At 41.9% G+C, this 17,120-nt stretch carries 14 protein-coding genes and 1 pseudogene; 6 read left to right on the top strand and 9 right to left on the bottom strand.

The features are described 5' to 3' along the window. Positions 1-11 precede the first annotated feature (11 nt). Positions 12-287 (top strand): hypothetical protein, encoded by a 276-nt coding sequence (locus JMY02_RS06255; protein ID WP_201596350.1) that lies wholly within the window; start codon positions 12-14, stop codon positions 285-287. A 92-nt stretch (positions 288-379) separates the two neighbouring features. On the opposite strand, the gene JMY02_RS06250 is transcribed toward JMY02_RS06255, so the two are convergent. The 7 genes and pseudogenes from JMY02_RS06250 to JMY02_RS06220 form a co-directional block, all read right to left on the bottom strand. Beyond that, the gene (locus JMY02_RS06250; RefSeq protein WP_201596348.1) at positions 380-1,084 is read right to left on the bottom strand and encodes a hypothetical protein; all 705 of its coding nucleotides are present in this window, start codon (positions 1,082-1,084) and stop codon (positions 380-382) included. A 441-nt stretch (positions 1,085-1,525) separates the two neighbouring features. After that, positions 1,526-2,476, bottom strand: a complete 951-nt coding sequence (locus JMY02_RS06245) for an EamA family transporter (RefSeq protein ID WP_201596346.1) — start codon at positions 2,474-2,476, stop codon at positions 1,526-1,528. A gap of 73 nt (positions 2,477-2,549) precedes the next feature. Beyond that, positions 2,550-3,077 (bottom strand): hypothetical protein, encoded by a 528-nt coding sequence (locus JMY02_RS06240; RefSeq protein WP_201596344.1) that lies wholly within the window; start codon positions 3,075-3,077, stop codon positions 2,550-2,552. Positions 3,078-3,329: 252 nt separating this feature from the next. After that, positions 3,330-3,551: pseudogene (locus tag JMY02_RS06235) on the bottom strand (TIGR00366 family protein); the annotation flags it as partial. A 740-nt stretch (positions 3,552-4,291) separates the two neighbouring features. Next, a complete protein-coding gene (locus tag JMY02_RS06230; protein WP_201596342.1) occupies positions 4,292-5,866 on the bottom strand; it encodes an aldehyde dehydrogenase (NADP(+)) in 1,575 nt (524 codons plus the stop codon). 10 nt (positions 5,867-5,876) lie between these two features. Next, the gene (gene araD1, locus JMY02_RS06225; protein WP_201596340.1) at positions 5,877-6,875 is read right to left on the bottom strand and encodes an AraD1 family protein; all 999 of its coding nucleotides are present in this window, start codon (positions 6,873-6,875) and stop codon (positions 5,877-5,879) included. Positions 6,876-6,886: 11 nt separating this feature from the next. Beyond that, entirely contained in the window at positions 6,887-8,194 is a 1,308-nt protein-coding gene (locus JMY02_RS06220; protein WP_201596338.1) for an MFS transporter, read from the bottom strand. A gap of 216 nt (positions 8,195-8,410) precedes the next feature. Between JMY02_RS06220 and JMY02_RS06215 the strand changes: the two genes are divergently transcribed. Further along, entirely contained in the window at positions 8,411-10,144 is a 1,734-nt protein-coding gene (locus JMY02_RS06215; protein ID WP_201596336.1) for an IlvD/Edd family dehydratase, read from the top strand. A 272-nt stretch (positions 10,145-10,416) separates the two neighbouring features. Next, positions 10,417-11,133, top strand: coding sequence for a FadR/GntR family transcriptional regulator (locus JMY02_RS06210; RefSeq protein ID WP_201596334.1), 717 nt, complete (start codon positions 10,417-10,419; stop codon positions 11,131-11,133). 195 nt (positions 11,134-11,328) lie between these two features. On the opposite strand, the gene JMY02_RS06205 is transcribed toward JMY02_RS06210, so the two are convergent. Together JMY02_RS06205 and JMY02_RS06200 are read right to left on the bottom strand one after the other, a co-directional pair. After that, positions 11,329-12,252, bottom strand: coding sequence for a hypothetical protein (locus tag JMY02_RS06205; RefSeq protein WP_201596332.1), 924 nt, complete (start codon positions 12,250-12,252; stop codon positions 11,329-11,331). 808 nt (positions 12,253-13,060) lie between these two features. Next, complete coding sequence (locus tag JMY02_RS06200; RefSeq protein ID WP_201596330.1) at positions 13,061-13,762, bottom strand: hypothetical protein; 702 nt, start codon at positions 13,760-13,762, stop codon at positions 13,061-13,063. Positions 13,763-13,916: 154 nt separating this feature from the next. Here JMY02_RS06200 and JMY02_RS06195 point away from each other — a divergent pair, with 154 nt between their 5' ends. The 3 genes from JMY02_RS06195 to JMY02_RS06185 all read left to right on the top strand — a co-directional run bounded on the left by JMY02_RS06195 (position 13,917) and on the right by JMY02_RS06185 (position 17,118). Then, the gene (locus JMY02_RS06195; protein ID WP_201596328.1) at positions 13,917-15,452 is read left to right on the top strand and encodes a type I restriction-modification system subunit M; all 1,536 of its coding nucleotides are present in this window, start codon (positions 13,917-13,919) and stop codon (positions 15,450-15,452) included. After that, positions 15,442-16,728, top strand: coding sequence for a restriction endonuclease subunit S (locus JMY02_RS06190; protein ID WP_201596326.1), 1,287 nt, complete (start codon positions 15,442-15,444; stop codon positions 16,726-16,728). The genes JMY02_RS06195 and JMY02_RS06190 overlap by 11 nt, the downstream gene beginning before the upstream one ends. An 81-nt stretch (positions 16,729-16,809) precedes the next feature. Next, positions 16,810-17,118: a hypothetical protein gene (locus JMY02_RS06185; RefSeq protein ID WP_201596324.1), complete on the top strand. Its 309-nt coding sequence runs from the start codon at positions 16,810-16,812 to the stop codon at positions 17,116-17,118. Positions 17,119-17,120 lie beyond the last annotated feature (2 nt).

Genomic DNA, 17,120 nt, shown 5'->3' with positions numbered 1-17,120 from the left:
GAGAACTGATAATGAAAAATATAATGATAAGTTCGATTTTAGCAGTGACTGCTTGCTTGACAATGATCAGTCAGGCCAATGCTGCGCCTGACGTCACTAGACATCATACGGCTCAAATGCAGCATCAAAAAGCTGTTGTAAAATATGATCACAAACATAAGCAGGTAAAGAAGAAGCAAGTAGAGAAGAAGGCAGTGGCGTCACAGCATCAGTCAAAAAGACCGCCTACTGCTCAACAAGTAAAAAGCAAATATCAGAATAAAAATATTCACAAAAAACATGCTTAGTCACTATGTTTAACCCCGTAAAAATGGCGCCCACGTGAGGCGCCATTTCTTGTTTTATGAGATAAGGATAGTTGTTAATTTCTGGTAAAGTACTATTTATTGGTAAAAGTGACGGTTTTAGTACCATCGGCAGTCGGCTGACTGACCGTGACTTTGCTGGCTAAGATGTCGCCTCGAGCATTGATTTTGTAGCATTCTGATGAAGTTCCAGCAGAATCGTAGTTGAGCAGTAAGTTTCCTGAGGTTTCTATACAGAACCACGCCGTGTTATTGGTATCTCGCGTCAACGACCAATCTTGGTTATACGTGCCGATTTTTTTACTCATACTGCGATCGCTGTATACGTTTTCAGTAATCAACTTGCTAGAGGCTCCAACCGTCGCCATCTTAGGAATAGTGGTCGTTTGGTTCGATAGTGAGTATTTGCCTGTGCTATCAGTGAAACCGTGGAATACTAAAGGGTTTAGGGTAAAGTAGTTGATAGCGACTGATTGATTGGTAATTTGATTGTTCACTTTATTAATCGTGTTTACTTCGGCCGCTTGTACGGGTTTATTGTTGAATACCATATTGCCTTTAGGCGTGACTTGAATATCTGCTGAGGCACTTTGGTTGCCGACAACGGCTACCAGTTTTTGGCTACGCTCTTTGGTATATATATTGAGCATGGCAGTCTCAATAGGGTATTGGGTCACCACATTGTTTTGATTGGTATTATCCGTCGTGCCACCATTCATACCAGTCGCACAAGCGCTTAAACTCAGTCCTGCTGCCACACACAATCCTAATGTTTTCATTGTTTTATCCTTAATATTATTAGGGGCTGTATAGAATTCGACCATGGCACTGACAGAGACTATTTTTTAGGCGACTCGAAGATAAAAATAGTAAATATAGTCATTCTATACGGCTATTTTTAACAATGAAGCGGCAAAAAAGAGTCCTGTCCCCTGCTTTATTATTGGGGCTGATGCTAAAACTGCCCCATACTGCGTTGCAAGTCTCGCTAAGGTATTAACATTATCATCGACTTGCGCCTTGTCTGGAACAGTTTTAGCGATCAGCAGTGCCTATTTGTGAATTCTATACAGCCCCTAAAGTAGTTTGTTTTAACGTCTACTATAATTGAATTTTTGGGTAATGACATCGGGCAAGTCTCTTGAGGCAGTCTATGATTACATCACTATAACAACCCGCAATTTTCTAGTATTTAAAGCCTAGCATTCAAAACATAGATTTCAAGCCAATTGAGGCTTTCTCCGCATCTTTATATTTGCCAACACTAGTCCTGACAAGATCAGCATCATTGCCAGCATTTTCCACCACGTCACCACCTCCCCTGTGAGCAGCACTGAGGTTGTCATCCCAAATACCGGCACCAATAGAGCAAACGGCATCACTTTAGACGCCGTATTTTGACTGAGCAGATGCGCCCACAGTCCAAAGCCTATCAGCGTTGAGACATATACGATAAATCCAAGCGATAGCCAAGACTTGAGCGACGACTCGGTAAACGTTGCCAGCTGCCATGCCTCGGTCTCAAATATGAGAGAAGATATAGTCAAAATCACACAAGCAATCAGACCGCCCCAGACTACCAGTGCAAGAGCAGACAGCGCGGATGCTTTATTCTTTCCAGTATTAGACGAGATAATAGACACGCCTGATCCTTGCTGCGCCGCTATTAAGGTTGCTTGTGTTGATGCCTGCTTTGAGGCAATGTTGCCAAAGCTCCAGCCTATGGCCGCAATCAAGATACAGACGAACCCAGCCAAAGGCATATCACCACCAAGGTTTAACGCGATGACGCTAAGCCCTAACACACCGACCAGCATACCGATGATTTGCATTCGACTCACGGCCTCACCCAATATGAAATACGCCAGCAATACGGTGATGAAAATCTGAATCTGTAATAATAGTGCCGTCAACCCAGCCGATGCCCCTAAGTGCATGGCAGTAAATACAAAAGCATACTGCATGACAAACGTACCGATGGCATAAATGAATAATGTACGGTTAAATTTGGGCGGTTTCAGAAAAAAGACCAGTGGCACGGCGGTAAAGAAAAAACGCAGGGCGGTGAGCATCAGTGGCGGAAAGCTTTCAAGCCCCCACGCAATAAAGGTAAAGTTTACACCCCAAATAAAGGTAACCAGTACAGCCAATGCGGTGTATAAAGGGGTCATATAGTTGGCCTAGGAAGTGATGACTGGTTATTGGGTTTAGTAATAGCGCTGTTGCTGGACAATTCTTTCTCATTTATCTATTAATAATTATTGGATAAGAAACAACCCTCGGCTCAGGTGGTGGCGCAGTTCGCACTACCTCTGTCACAGGTTTTTCTGTTGATTTATCCTTGATCCAAAAATCAACATAGCTGTCTTTACTAAACCATGCCGTACCGATATCAGTAGCGAAGTCCAGCTGATAGTCATTGTTGGCTTTGGCATCAAACGTAATTTTAGTCGGTATAGTATAGTGTCCTGCCATACGATAAGTAACCGTTAATGTGTGCTCACCCGTCGTAATCGGGTAGACATTATCCCAAGTATCGCTGTAAGTCTCTTTTTTCTCTTTAGGGACACGCTTACCATCAATCTCCATAATAAAAGCGATGCGATCACCGACAAGCCTAGTATGTCGTGGTTCCATTTTACCCATAATAGTTGCGGTTGCACCTGATACTGGGGGCTGATAAATTAGCTCGGCTGGTAATTCTTTTACATTTTTTATGCTCATACAAGCAGTCAACAACGGTAGCGAACACACCAATACAGTCCACTTCATGGCTCATCCTCAGTAGAATTTATTTAATAATAGTCAGTTTTTCAAAACATCAGTCGGTAGAATTTGACTTTTATATTTTACCTGTTTTCCTTTAAAACAGTAGCGTTTTTATTGGAATTTATAACCGTATTTAGAGCGTGTTGAGCTTTTGATCTTCAAAACTTCTCATTTAAGTCAGCCTGATATTTCTACCCACAAAAAAACCTCACCCTTAAAAAAGGCAAGGTCAGATTTTTAGTCTTTCAATGATGTTTACAAGAACAACAGTCCTAAGCCGATCACAATACCACTGACAATCAACACAATCACACAAAATCCCATAATATCTTTGGCTTTCAATCCAGCGATTGCCAAGGCTGGCAACGCCCAGAATGGCTGGATCATATTTGTCCACGCATCACCCCATGCAACCGCCATGGCAACTTTTTCAGGGTCATTACCTAGTATTTCTGCTGCTTCTAACATGATGGGCGCTTGAACTGCCCACTATCCACCACTGACGGCTTCTTGAAGGGCAATCAGATTGAGCTATGCTGAAAAAACCGTACAACTAAACTTGGTAAACTAACGACTCGATGAGGAGTTGATTAATAGTGGTCAACTTATTGAGAGAGATAATGAGTTCAGTATAAAAATGAGTCAGCGGAACTGTTATAAGTTTTTCGCAGCATCGAGCTGCGCAGGCACAGCAAGCAAGAAAAATTTATAACAGTTCAGGGGTGCAATATAATGGTTCTGTTTTATTTAGAATAGACTATATGAATAGTAGACCAACGGATAGACCAATACAAGCCACGGGGTAGGTGGGCTATATTCGGATAGATTGGAAAAAAGCAGGCATAAAAAAAACGTTAGACGCGTTATTAATAAAGGGATTAAGGGGTATTTGGGATAGGGTATGACAAGATGGGGAAACTAGAAGGCTTTACTTTATTAAAAAGGATAAGATTAGCGGTGGAAACCAAAGTCGATATAATTTTTTTATCAGCGGAAGAGTTAGGGATATATGAGACATTTGATCTTTTAATGCTTGCAGCACCTTCTATACTGTTCTTAAAATGCACGATTACTTTATGCGATTGAAACCCATGATATTTCTATGGCTTGCACGCAGGTTAGGAAAGGTTCAGGTTTTAGCATAGGTTATTAAGATGAATATCTCTTACTTGATAAAATAAAAAAAGAGACCAGTTAATGGTCTCTTTTTATTTGAATTAAATCTTATTTCGAGTCATTTCACCGTTGACCAGTCTCAAAATATTGAATGGATTCTCATCCTTCAGCGCTTCTGGTAATAAGCTTTGGGGATAATTTTGATAACACACAGGGCGCAGATAACGGTCAATTGCCAGCGTTCCGACCGAAGTGCCGCGTGCATCGGACGTTGCAGGATAAGGTCCGCCGTGTACCATTGCCTCACAGACCTCTACCCCTGTTGGATAACCGTTTAATAGTAGGCGTCCAGCTTTCTCTTCTAATACAGGTACAACGTCCGCGAATTCAGAAAAATCGGCTTCATCTGCAATCAAAGCGGCTGTTAATTGGCCGTTCATGCTACTGAGTGCTTGAATCAACTGCTCTTTGTCTTTGACTTCAATGACTATCGTTGCAGGACCAAAAATCTCTTCTTGTAGCAACTGATTTCCTGCTAGCAGTAATTCTACGTCTGCTTTAAACAGTTGCGGTTGAGCCTGATCTCCTTGTTGAGCTTGTCCTGCCAAATGCTCAAACCCTTCATGCGCCATCAAATCTTCCAGACCTGACGAGTAGCTTTTTAGCGTACCGGCATTCAACATGGTTTGTGCAGGTTTGGCATTGATGGTATCTGTCAGCTTCTCAATAAATTGGCTATATTCAGGTGATTTAATTCCAATAACTAAACCAGGATTGGTACAAAATTGTCCACAGCCCATCACGACAGAATCTGCTAAGTCTTGAGCAATGCTATCACCGCGATTTTTTAGAGCAGCTGGTAGCATAAGCATGGGATTGATACTACTCATTTCTGCAAATACCGGAATAGGATTGGGACGAGCGGCTGCCATAGCACTTAGGGCTTGACCGCCTTTTAGTGAACCCGTAAAACCAACTGCTTGAATCAATGGATGTTTAACGAGTGTTTCACCAACACCACTGCCATAAACCATACTGAACACGCCTTTAGGCATATTGGTGCTCGCAACCGCTCTATCGATCGCTTGTGCGACTTGATCCGCCGTTACCATATGTCCACTGTGGGCTTTGACAACCACAGGGCAGCCTGCCGCTAACGCAGAAGCCGTATCACCGCCCGCTGTCGAAAAGGCTAAAGGAAAGTTACTGGCTCCAAACACAGCAATCGGACCGACTCCTATCTTCACCTGACGCAAATCTACACGTGGCATGGGCTGGCGCTCAGGCAATGCTGTATCGATACGCGCCCCTAAATAGTCACCGCGGCGTAGCACTTTAGCAAATAAGCGCATTTGACCACTGGTACGACCACGTTCACCTTGTAAGCGTGCAAGTGGTAGCGCGGTTTCTTGAGAAATATTTTCGAGAAAATCTTGTCCTAGAGCGTCCAGTTCATCGGCAATCGCTTCTAGAAATAACGCACGCTGTTCAGGTAACGTATTACGATAGCTTTTAAAGGCTTCACTGGCGGCTTCGCACGCCTGATTGACCTCTTCTTCAGTGGCTTGATGAAACTCATAATCCAAGGCTTCTCCTGTGCTGGCATTAACGCTTTGTAAGACTTTACTGCCAAGCGCACTGCGTTGACCTGCAATAAAATTTTGTCCAATAACCATAGTATTCTCCTTAGAGTGTTTTAACTGAACCAATGGATAGTTCAGGTTGAGTATGTGCAATCTTATTTTTTAAAGAATGACCAAATTCTTTCATCTCAATCTCGAATTCATCACCAATTTGGGTTTGTATACCGTCTGCAAATGACAGCGTCGCCGTACCAAAATAATGAATATGCACATCACCTGGTTTTAAAAATTGCTGATATTTAAAATGGTGGTATTCAAGATTGGTTAGGCTATGACACATATTGTCTTCACCTGATAAAAATTCTTTTTCCCAAATCACGTCACCATCACGGCGCAGGCGACTGGTGCCGACCAAATGTTTTGGCAGCTCACCCGTACGTAGCTCTGGGCCATAACTGCAGAAACGTAATTTCGAATGGGCAAGGTACAAATAGTTTCGACGTTCCATGATGTGATCAGAAAATTCGTTGCCCATGGCAAAGCCAATGCGATATGGTTTTGAGTCTAGGCCGATCACATACAGACCTGCAATTTCAGGCTCCTCACCGCCATCCTCTGCAAAATTAGGCATCGGCAGATCTGCACCAGGACGAACCACAATAGAGCCGTCGCCTTTATAGAACCATTCAGGTTGTGCGCCCACATTACCTTCAGCAGGTTTACCTTTTTCAATACCTAATTGAAATATACGCATGGTGTCAGTCACTGAGGCAGTATCAGCCGCGTTCTGTTGGTGCATTTTGTCACGAGTAGCGGCAGAGCCTAAATGGGTCAAACCCGTCCCTGAGACAAAACAATGCGCAGTATCTGGATGATCTAAAGGCGGAAGTACCTGTAAGTTATCTAGTAGTTGTGCGTAGTCATAGCTCTCAGAGGCAAAGCCTAATTGTTCGATCTGTTGCTCTAGGCTCACGGTATTTTCGATTGCCATTAATGCCAAGTCTCGAACCGTTTCAACCTGATTGACTGGTTTGACGGTATTCTTTTCGACAATGCCAACCGCGCGCTGCTGGTCTTGGGCTTCAAATTGAATGATGTTCATAGTCAATGTCCTTAGTACGTTTGTTCGCTAACGTTTATTTTTTGGGATGTCTTTTTTTCAAATTTGGCATAGACGAAATAGGTTAGGATCAAACCAAAAACCATAACTATAGAAAGGAAGTACAAGCCTGCTGCCATATGGCCTGTGTACTCCTTTAACAAGCCAATGCCATAAGGTCCCAGATAACCGCCCAAGTTACCCACGGAATTGATCAAGGCAATACCAGCCGCTGCACTGGTACCTGTCAAGAATCGGCCCGGCAGTGTCCAAAAAACAGCCGTCGTTGAGAATAAGCAAAAAGCGACGGCAGATAGTGCAACCAATTGCAAGACAGGAGAGGTGAGCCAAGCACTTAAGAACATGGCAAAAGCACCTACTGCATAAAGAAAACCAAGGTGTCCATAACGATCATTTAAGCGGTCACTACTGCGTGGAATAATCAATAATCCGACAACCCCAAAAATATAAGGAATACTCGATATGAAACCAACTCGTAGATCGCTGCCACCACCGAACTGTTTGATAATAGTGGGTAGCCACAAATTTAAACCGTAAATACTCAAGGTGACAGGCAGGTAATACAGCGCAAGGAGCAATACACGTTTATCTTTTAGCGCATGTAAAGGATTGGCATGTCGTGTTTGTTCATACTCAGACTCATCTTTAACCAATTCATTTTGTAGCCAATTCTTTTGCTCTGCTGTTAACCATTTGGCTGTTTTAATATCATCTGGCAAATACAAATAAGTGGGTAGAGCCAAAAGAACAGCAGGTAAGCCGACGGCTATGAACAACCATTGCCAGCCATGCAGGTTTGCCATGCCATCCATACCTAGTAAGGCACCAGACAACGGTCCTGCAATCACCATGGCAATAGGCTGAGATAGCACGAACATCCCCATGATTTTTCCGCGGTGACGCACAGGGAACCACTGGGTAATCAAATATAAAACACCAGGAAAAAACCCTGCTTCAGCAACACCAAGTAAGAACCTAAGAGCATAAAAGCTTTTAGGGCCTTGTATGAGCGCCATTGCCATGGTTATCAAACCCCATGTCAATAAAATGCGAGTGAACCACTTACGCGCCCCAAACTTGGCCAATAGTAAGTTACTGGGCACCTCAAACATAAAGTAACCAATAAAGAATAAACCTGCGCCAAATCCATAAGCGGCGTCACCGATACCGACATCAGCGCCCATATGTAGGTGAGCAAAGCCAACCGCACCGCGATCAATATAAGCAACCACATAAAGCACAATCAATGCAGGGATTAATCTGTAGGTCACTGTTCGTATAACGTTCTTTTCGAAATCCATATCCAACTCCACGTTCCATGTGGTTATTCTCAGGCATCATGCCAAAGAGAAGTTATCTGTAGTTAAGGGCGTTATCAGTCGATAACTGAAATAATGTATAAAAGCTTTAACTAAAATATAGTAATACTATTTAAATGTAAACCCTTTTAAAAAGATAGTTTTTAGTGTATTTTGATTATTATCATTTAAATAGTAATACTATATAAGGATATAGACATGTCAAACAAGAAGCCACTACGTTCAGCAGCTTGGTTTGGAACGGCGGACAAAAATGGATTTATGTATCGTAGCTGGATGAAAAATCAAGGTATTCCAGATCATGAGTTTGATGGTAGACCTATCATCGGTATTTGTAATACGTGGTCAGAATTGACCCCTTGTAATGCACATTTCCGCAAAATTGCTGAGCATGTCAAAAAAGGCATCTTAGAAGCGGGTGGCTATCCTGTTGAATTTCCTGTCTTCTCAAGTGGTGAATCCAACCTACGCCCAACGGCTATGCTGACGCGTAATTTGGCGAGTATGGATGTGGAAGAAGCAATTCGCGGTAACCCTATGGATGGGGTTGTGCTATTAACAGGCTGTGATAAAACCACGCCAGCGCTATTGATGGGCGCAGCCAGTTGTGATGTTCCGGCCATCGTCGTCACAGGCGGGCCGATGTTAAATGGCAAACATAAAGGCAAAGATATCGGCGCAGGTACCATCGTCTGGCAAATGCACGAAGAGTTAAAAGCAGGGAAAATCGATCTAAACGAATTCCTATCTGCAGAATCAGGAATGTCTCGTTCAGCGGGTACTTGTAATACAATGGGCACAGCTTCTACCATGGCCTGTATGGCTGAAGCATTAGGTACGTCTTTACCGCACAATGCTGCTATTCCAGCAGTGGACTCGCGCCGTTATGTTCTGGCGCACTTATCAGGTATGCGTATTGTTGATATGGTTAAAGAAGATCTGACGCTGTCTAAAATTCTAACCAAGGAAGCGTTTGAAAATGCGATTAAAGTCAACGCAGCCATTGGCGGTTCGACTAACGCAGTGATTCACTTAAAAGCCATTGCTGGGCGTATTGGTGTTGATTTAGAGCTAGAGGATTGGAATCGTATAGGTCGTGGCATGCCCACCATTGTTGATTTGCAGCCATCAGGACGATTTTTGATGGAAGAGTTTTATTATAGCGGTGGTCTGCCTGCGGTATTGCGCCGTATGGGTGAGCACAATCTGCTACCGCATCCGCAAGCACTGACTGCGAACGGTCAAAGCATTTGGGAGAATTGTCAAAGCTCGCCCATTTATAATGATGAGGTCATCCGTCAAGTAGATAATCCTCTGAGTAAAGATGGCGGCATGTGTATCTTACACGGCAATCTAGCACCAAAGGGCGCTGTGCTTAAACCGTCTGCCGCGTCAGAAAAATTGATGAAACATCGTGGCCGCGCTGTGGTGTTTGAAGATCTTGATGACTATAAAGCACGTATCGTAGATCCAGATTTAGATGTCGATGAAACCTGTATTTTGGTGTTAAAAAACGCAGGGCCTAAAGGCTATCCGGGTATGGCCGAAGTCGGCAATATGGGATTGCCGCCCAAGCTGTTAGAAAAAGGAATCACAGATATGCTACGAATTTCTGATGCACGCATGAGTGGCACAGCGTATGGTAGCGTGGTATTACATGTAGCTCCAGAAGCCCGCGCAGGGGGACCGCTGGCTGCGGTACAAAACGGTGACTTTATTGAGCTTGATGCCTACGCAGGCAAATTGCACTTAGAGGTTAGCGATGAAGAGCTACAGCAGCGCTTAGCAAATTTACCAGCACCACCTACACCCAATTTTATTGGTGGGTATCGTGAACTCTATGTCAAGCACGTGCTGCAAGCGGATGAAGGCTGCGATTTCGATTTTTTGGTCGGCTGTCGCGGTTCTGAGGTACCTCGTCACTCGCACTAGAGCGTGCCCTCATTTCAAAAATGGTGATAAAAATGAGATAAATTGCCGTCAAACAAGGAAAATAGCTAGATAATATCGAGATATTACCTAGCTATTTGACGCAGTTTGGCAAAATTTAGCCATTTTTAGTCCATTTAGATGATTATCGATTGAATTGAGGGCATGCCCTAGTTTATTCAAATATTGGCACTCGTTTATGCAAAATAGAAGACCTTGTTTATTGACAAGGTCTTCTATAACATACTAGTGTCAAATATGAGTAACGATAAGATATGAGCGCTGCCGACTACAAGAATCCTGTTCCAAGCAAAAGCCAACATGCATTGATTGTTCAACAATTGGGTCTAAAAATCGTTTCTGGTCATTTTCCTGAAAACGAAAAATTACCTTCCTCAGACGAGTTGTGTGAAGAGTTTCAGGTCAGTCGGCCCGTTTCTCGTGAAGCAATACGGGTTCTTAATTCAAAAGGACTGACATACTCCCGTCCAAAAGTGGGCACGGTCGTGCGTCCAAAGGATGAATGGCATATGCTTGATCCAGACGTGCTATTTTGGTTGATTGAATCCACACCAGAAAATGATTTTTTCAAGTCCTTATCGACCGTTCGACGTGTCTTAGAGCCTGAGATGGCCTATATCGCTGCGAGTACCGCAACCGATGATGATATTGCACAGATTAAAACAGCGTATGAGGGCATGGAGAAGGCGACAAATGCAGAAGAGTTTATGCAACCTGACATAGAGTTTCATCTTGCCATTGCCAAGGCCACGCATAACGACCTACTGGCTTATATGTCAAAAATGTTGGTGTTACCGCTACAACAATCCATTAAGCTGACCAGCCTAAGGCCTAATTTACAAACGCATTCATTGCCAAGGCACAAGGCGATATTAACGGCAATCGAGAGTAAAGATCCACTATCAGCCAGACTGGCTTCTTTAGTGCAGTTGGATGATACCAACGTAGCCTACACTTTAATTAAAAAATAATAGGCGCTTGGTCAAGCTACCTGATGATAAAATATTTACTAAATAAAGTTTAGCCACCTATTCTATCTTTTGAATATGTATGAAGTGTAGTGACATAATAAAATAGCGCCCATTGTAGGCGCTATTTTTTATCTCAATTTTATGAGGCAGAAGAAGCGCTCAATATTATAGCTACCTCTTGATACACCACAACTTTTAATAATTGGCTTTGATTTGTGTTTCCAAGAAGTCAGTCGCTACATCGTTGTACTGATCACAATTAACTTCTGAAACATCAGGGTCAATATCGGATTTTTCTTGAACCCCTTTTTGATTATATGACGCGCTGTATATCAAGCCGTTATATCTAACAGCGGCAACGATATCACCATCTTCGTCGGTATATCTAGCAGCAGGTAGTTCGTTATTGAGTCCAATATTCTCTTTGACAAGGTCAGTGACTGTATAATACGTCTGCTGGTTAGCAACCCATTCATCTATAGTCATGCCACCTTCATCCTCGTCTTCAGAAAAAGTATAGAAAGTTTGATTGGGTGTTTCTAACCAGATATAGCATTGAGAACCACTAGGGAAAGTAGCGTTAAAGCCATCAGGGAAGTAGGATAAATCCGTATCTATACCAATGGTTGCATCAGATGGCTGTTTGCCTACACCTGCAAGATCAAGCGTTATGATGTCATAAGTTAAATTAATAGGAGCATTGCCTGAATAAATATTTAGCTTAAACGTATTGCTATCAACAAAACTAATTTTATAGAACTTACTATCGAAATCTTCGGGAACAGCTGCAAATAGATTTTGACCAGCATAAAATTCTAATTCAGAAACATCACGTCTGCTGTCTTGATAGGCAGTAGGCGAGCTTCCTACCACAGTAGTGATTGTCTGTGTCACTCCATTATTACTGATTTTGTATGCTAGCTTTCCCCAAGCATCTTCGTATTTATCATTTGACATGTCAGTGAAAGGATCAAACACTGCGTAGTTCAGTTCATTATTAACGATAGGCCCTGCATTATCATCTGGGTTTGATACGTATTCATCGTTATCATCACCGCACCCTGTTAGCATTAAAGTGCTTGCCAACGCCACACCTGCATAAATTTTATTAATTTTCATAATGTTACCTATTGTAATCTTTCCGTAAGAAATTAAAGCTTAGTCTTATGAGTTTTTATTTGCAAAACAAATTTTCACTTTTAACATTATCGCTACAATAGCTTTTCGATTCTATCCATTGAGGTCTTTGCATCATCGAAAATGTGATATCTCAAAAACTGCAGCGCCTTGAGCCTTATTCAAAATAGCAATGTGGGCTATACTTCCAAGAAAAACGAGTCAATCGTACTATCATTGTTTACTATAACAATCAGCAGTTTTTCGAAGTTTAAAGGATAAACTTTCTATTGAATTGTGAACGATATTTTGATCGGTGAAAAAAAAGCGAGTAAATATCAAGACAAATGCTTTCGCTAGAGATGCTAGAGATGCTAGAGATGCTAGAGATGCTAGAGATGCTAGAGATGCTAGAGATGGTTGTAGGTTTACCGCTGCCATAGACTCGGCGCTGCCTTGTCTGACTTATCGATCACAAGCTCAGCTATTTCACTCGTCCTTAAGTAAATGGTAGCTAAGCCATTTTTTAAAAACTCCCTTTCGATATTCCTATATAGAGATAAATTGCTCGCATCGGGCAAGACTTCATCATAATGCAGTTTGATGAAGTCTTTGCCTATGCTATCGATAAGACCTCACTTCAAATGATAATAACTTTCTATACTGAGTGCCGTCTCAGTGAGCTTTACAGTACTATTTGCTAGATTCAGCATTGTGTTGAGTGATACCCTAATTATTGCATTATAAAGTATAAAACATAAGTTGATTTAAATTAGCGTTGATATTTTTGCAAAGTTTCAAATTGACGCCATCATTCACTCATATAAGCTATTATCTCAAAACCATCTTGTGTTTGGTACGTAGAATTCAATTCACTATTTAATAAATCACCCTTGTTATTAATTCTATAATATTGATCGACTGTGCCATCAGGCTCGCTACCGACTAACAGGTTCTCTGAGCTTGTAATACGCAGCCAAGCAGTATCTCTAGTCGCTTGTGTTAACGACCATGATTGAGTGAATTTTTCCACTTGTTGGCTTTTACTACTATCCGAATAGACGTTTTCTGTAAGATAAGTACTTGAGTCGCCAACACTCGCTACCTTGGGGATAGTCGCGCTTTGAGTCGCTATAGAATACTCGCCTGAATCTTTGGTAAAGCCATGAAAAACCAATGGATTTAAAGTAAAATAGTTTACGCCTACTGATTTATCAACGACCTGTCCTTCGACTTTACTAACCGTAACTACTTCGGCACTCTGTACCTGCTGATTATTGAATACAGTTGTACCTTTGGGCGTAACTGTAAACTCTGCTATCATTTTTAGACCATACATAACAGTAAACAGCTTTTCGCTACGTGCTTTTGTATATATATTATTCATTGCAGTCTCAATAGGGTACTCAGTAATCTCTTTTTCGCTATTATCTGTCGGTACAACAGTATTCATACCCATTGTGCACGCACTTAAGCTTAAGCCTGCCACTATCAATAATGCTAAAGTCTTCATCTTTTTCTCTCAAAATATTAACAAACAAATGTTACACCACTTTGAAGAAATTGCATAATTAAATGCTTGTCAGTTTAAGATATCCATATCAGACCCTGCTATCATTATCTCACTATAACTATTCGCAATTTTCCAAAGTATCTAGGAATCATCAATGCCCACCAGCTCTGCTACTAATACTAGCCAAATCAATCAAGACGATATTAATAAAGCCGTATGGAACGCCTGTGACACCTTTCGCGGGGTCATCAGCGCCGATACCTATAAAGACTTTATCTTAACCATGCTGTTCCTCAAGTACTTATCAGACGTTTACCGTGATGAGTACATCAAGCTGGTCGAACAGTTTGGCGACAAGCCTGAGCTGATCCACGCCATGATGTCCAAGCAGCGTTTTGTCTTACCTGAGGGTGCAAGCTTTTGGGATTTATACGAGGAGCGTCATCAGCCGGGTAATGGTCAACGTATTGACGAGGCGCTACACGCCATTGAAGAAGCCAACGGTACTAAGCTCAAGAACGTCTTTCAAGATATCAGCTTCAATACTGATAAGTTGGGTCAAGAAAAGCAAAAGAACGAGCTACTACGTCATTTATTAGAAGACTTTGGCAAAGAGATCTTAAATCTAAGTGCTGAGCGTGTCGGTAGCCTCGATGTGATTGGTAATGCTTATGAGTATTTAATCAAGCACTTTGCCGCGAGTAGTGGTGCGACGGCTGGCGAGTTCTATACGCCACCAGAAGTATCCAATTTACTAGCGACTATTCTTGAGCCTGTCGAAGGTGATGAGATCTGTGATCCTGCTTGCGGTTCAGGGTCGCTACTCATTAAATGCGGGGCGATGGTACGCAAAAACTCCGGCTCCAAAAAGTATGCGCTATACGGTCAAGAAGCCATTGGCTCGACATGGGCACTGGCCAAGATGAATATGTTCCTACACGGTGAGGACAACCACCGTATCGAGTGGGGCGATACCATCCGTAATCCGCTGCTACTTGATAAAGACGGCAAGCACTTATTACAGTTCGATGTGGTGACCGCCAACCCTCCGTTTTCACTAGATAAATGGGGTCATGAAGATGCCAGCAGCGATCCCTATGGTCGCTTCCATCGCGGTGTACCGCCCAAGACCAAGGGCGACTATGCCTTTATCAGTCATATGATTGAAACGCTCAAGCCATCTACTGGTCGTATGGGTGTGGTCGTACCGCATGGCGTGCTGTTTCGTGCATCAAGTGAAGGTAAAATCCGTCAGCAACTCATTGAAGAAAACCTGCTCGATACGGTGATTGGCTTACCCGAAAAGCTGTTCTTTGGGACGGGGATTCCAGCGGCTATTCTGCTTTTTAAGAAGAGTAAGACCGATGACAAAGTACTGTTTATCGATGCCAGTAATGAGTTTAAATCTGGTAAAAACCAAAACCAGCTCACCGATAGTAATATTGCCAAAGTCATTGAGACGTATAAAGCGCGGGAAAGCGTGGATAAATACGCGTATCTAGCGAGCTTTGATGAGATAGCAGAAAACGACTTTAACCTAAACATTCCACGCTATGTCGATACCTTTGAGGAAGAGGCGGAGATTGATCTGGTCATGGTGCGTACTGAGCGTCTTGAATTAAAGGCTGAATTGGATAAGTTAGAGACTGAGATGGCAGGGTATTTAAAGGAGTTGGGTTATGGTGAGTAAATGGTCAACTTTGAAAGAAATTCAAAAGAATACATCGGATTGGAAAGTCGTTAAGTTAAACAGCTTTAGCACTAAGGCTAAAAATAGCTTTGTTAATGGTCCATTTGGAAGCGATCTACTATCCTCTGAGCTAACTAATGAAGGGAGACCTGTTGTATATATACGTGACATTCAAAATGGTAGCTACAAAAATAAGTCAAATATATGTATTACTGAAGAAAAATTTGAGTCTTTGCCCTCTTGCCAAGTAGTATTTGGTGATGTGATTATTAGTAAGGTAGGCGCTCCTCCATGTGAGGCAGCTATATATGATTCCCAAATCTCTGGAATAGTGACACAAGATGTTATAAGAATAAGGTGTGAGGAACTACCACAATCTATATTTTTAAAATATCTGCTTAATAGTGATATTGGTAAAAGGCAAGTTCAACAGATTAAAATTTCAGGAACTAGAGAAAGAGTTTCGTTAACAGATTTTAAAAAAATTCGTCTTCCTCAACCTACTATCAATGAACAACAAAAAATCGCCAACATCCTATCCACTTGGGATAACGCGATTAGCACTACCGAGTGTTTAATTGACAATAGTACCCAGCAGAAAAAAGCGTTGATGCAGCAATTGCTAACGGGTAAAAAGCGTTTGCTTGATGAATCGGGTAAAAGGTTTGAAGGTGAGTGGGGAGATGTGAAACTAAGTGCAATAGTCAAAGTAACAGGGGGAAATGCTTTTAAAAGTACAGATTTCAAAGATTCAGGAATTCCATTAATTAAAATCTCTAACATTAAACCAGATTACTCAGTCAGTATTAAATCCTCAGTGTTTATTGCATTAGATCAAAAGTACGACAAGTTCCAAATAAAAAACGGTGATGTGTTAATTGCTATGTCTGGCGCAACAACAGGGAAAATTGGGAAATATACTTTTGATGAAATAGCGTATTTAAACCAACGAGTTGGTCGTTTTGATGTAAGGAAAGGGCTAACAACAAAAAGTTATATTTTTCAACTATTAAAGCTTCCTAAAATTCAACACGAAATACTTATTGATGCAGTTGGCGGGGCACAGCCAAATATTAGCAACAAAGATATAGAACGAATAAAAATATTGATTCCACCGATCAAAGAACAACAAAAAATCGCCACCGTATTAACCAGTGCGGATAAAGAAATTGATCTGCTTAAGCAGCAATTAGTGGATTTACAGCAAGAGAAAAAGGCGTTGATGCAGGTGTTGTTGACGGGTAAGGTTAGGGTGGTGGTTGAGCGGGAAAGCTGATTTTAGGTAGAGTACGTTTCATCCACCCTAGCGCATCTAAATAGTTTAGAATGAATGAAGGGCTTAACAGGAGTAAACGACATGATTGAAGTCACTGAAGCTGTAAAACTTGCTAGACAATTTGCCGCAGATTTGTTTGAAGGCGAGAACATAAAAAACCTAGGACTAGAAGAAGTCGTATTTGAAGAGTCTGACAATGAATGGCGGATAACTTTGGGCTATGACTCTCATCGAGTAAAAACTATAGAAACTGCCCCAAGCTCTTACTCAGCACTGAGTGCACTTGCACCAAGCAACATAAAAAAAGAAACCTTACGTGAATATAAAACGTTCCGTATTGGCGTTGAAAATGGCGATTTTAAAGGTATGTTAATACGTGATGTGGGTTAGTC

Origin of the sequence: Psychrobacter vallis, assembly GCF_904846715.1 — a bacterium.
Lineage (GTDB): Bacteria > Pseudomonadota > Gammaproteobacteria > Pseudomonadales > Moraxellaceae > Psychrobacter > Psychrobacter vallis.
Note: the sequence above shows the minus strand (reverse complement) of the source record. Positions and strands in the feature narration are given on the sequence as shown.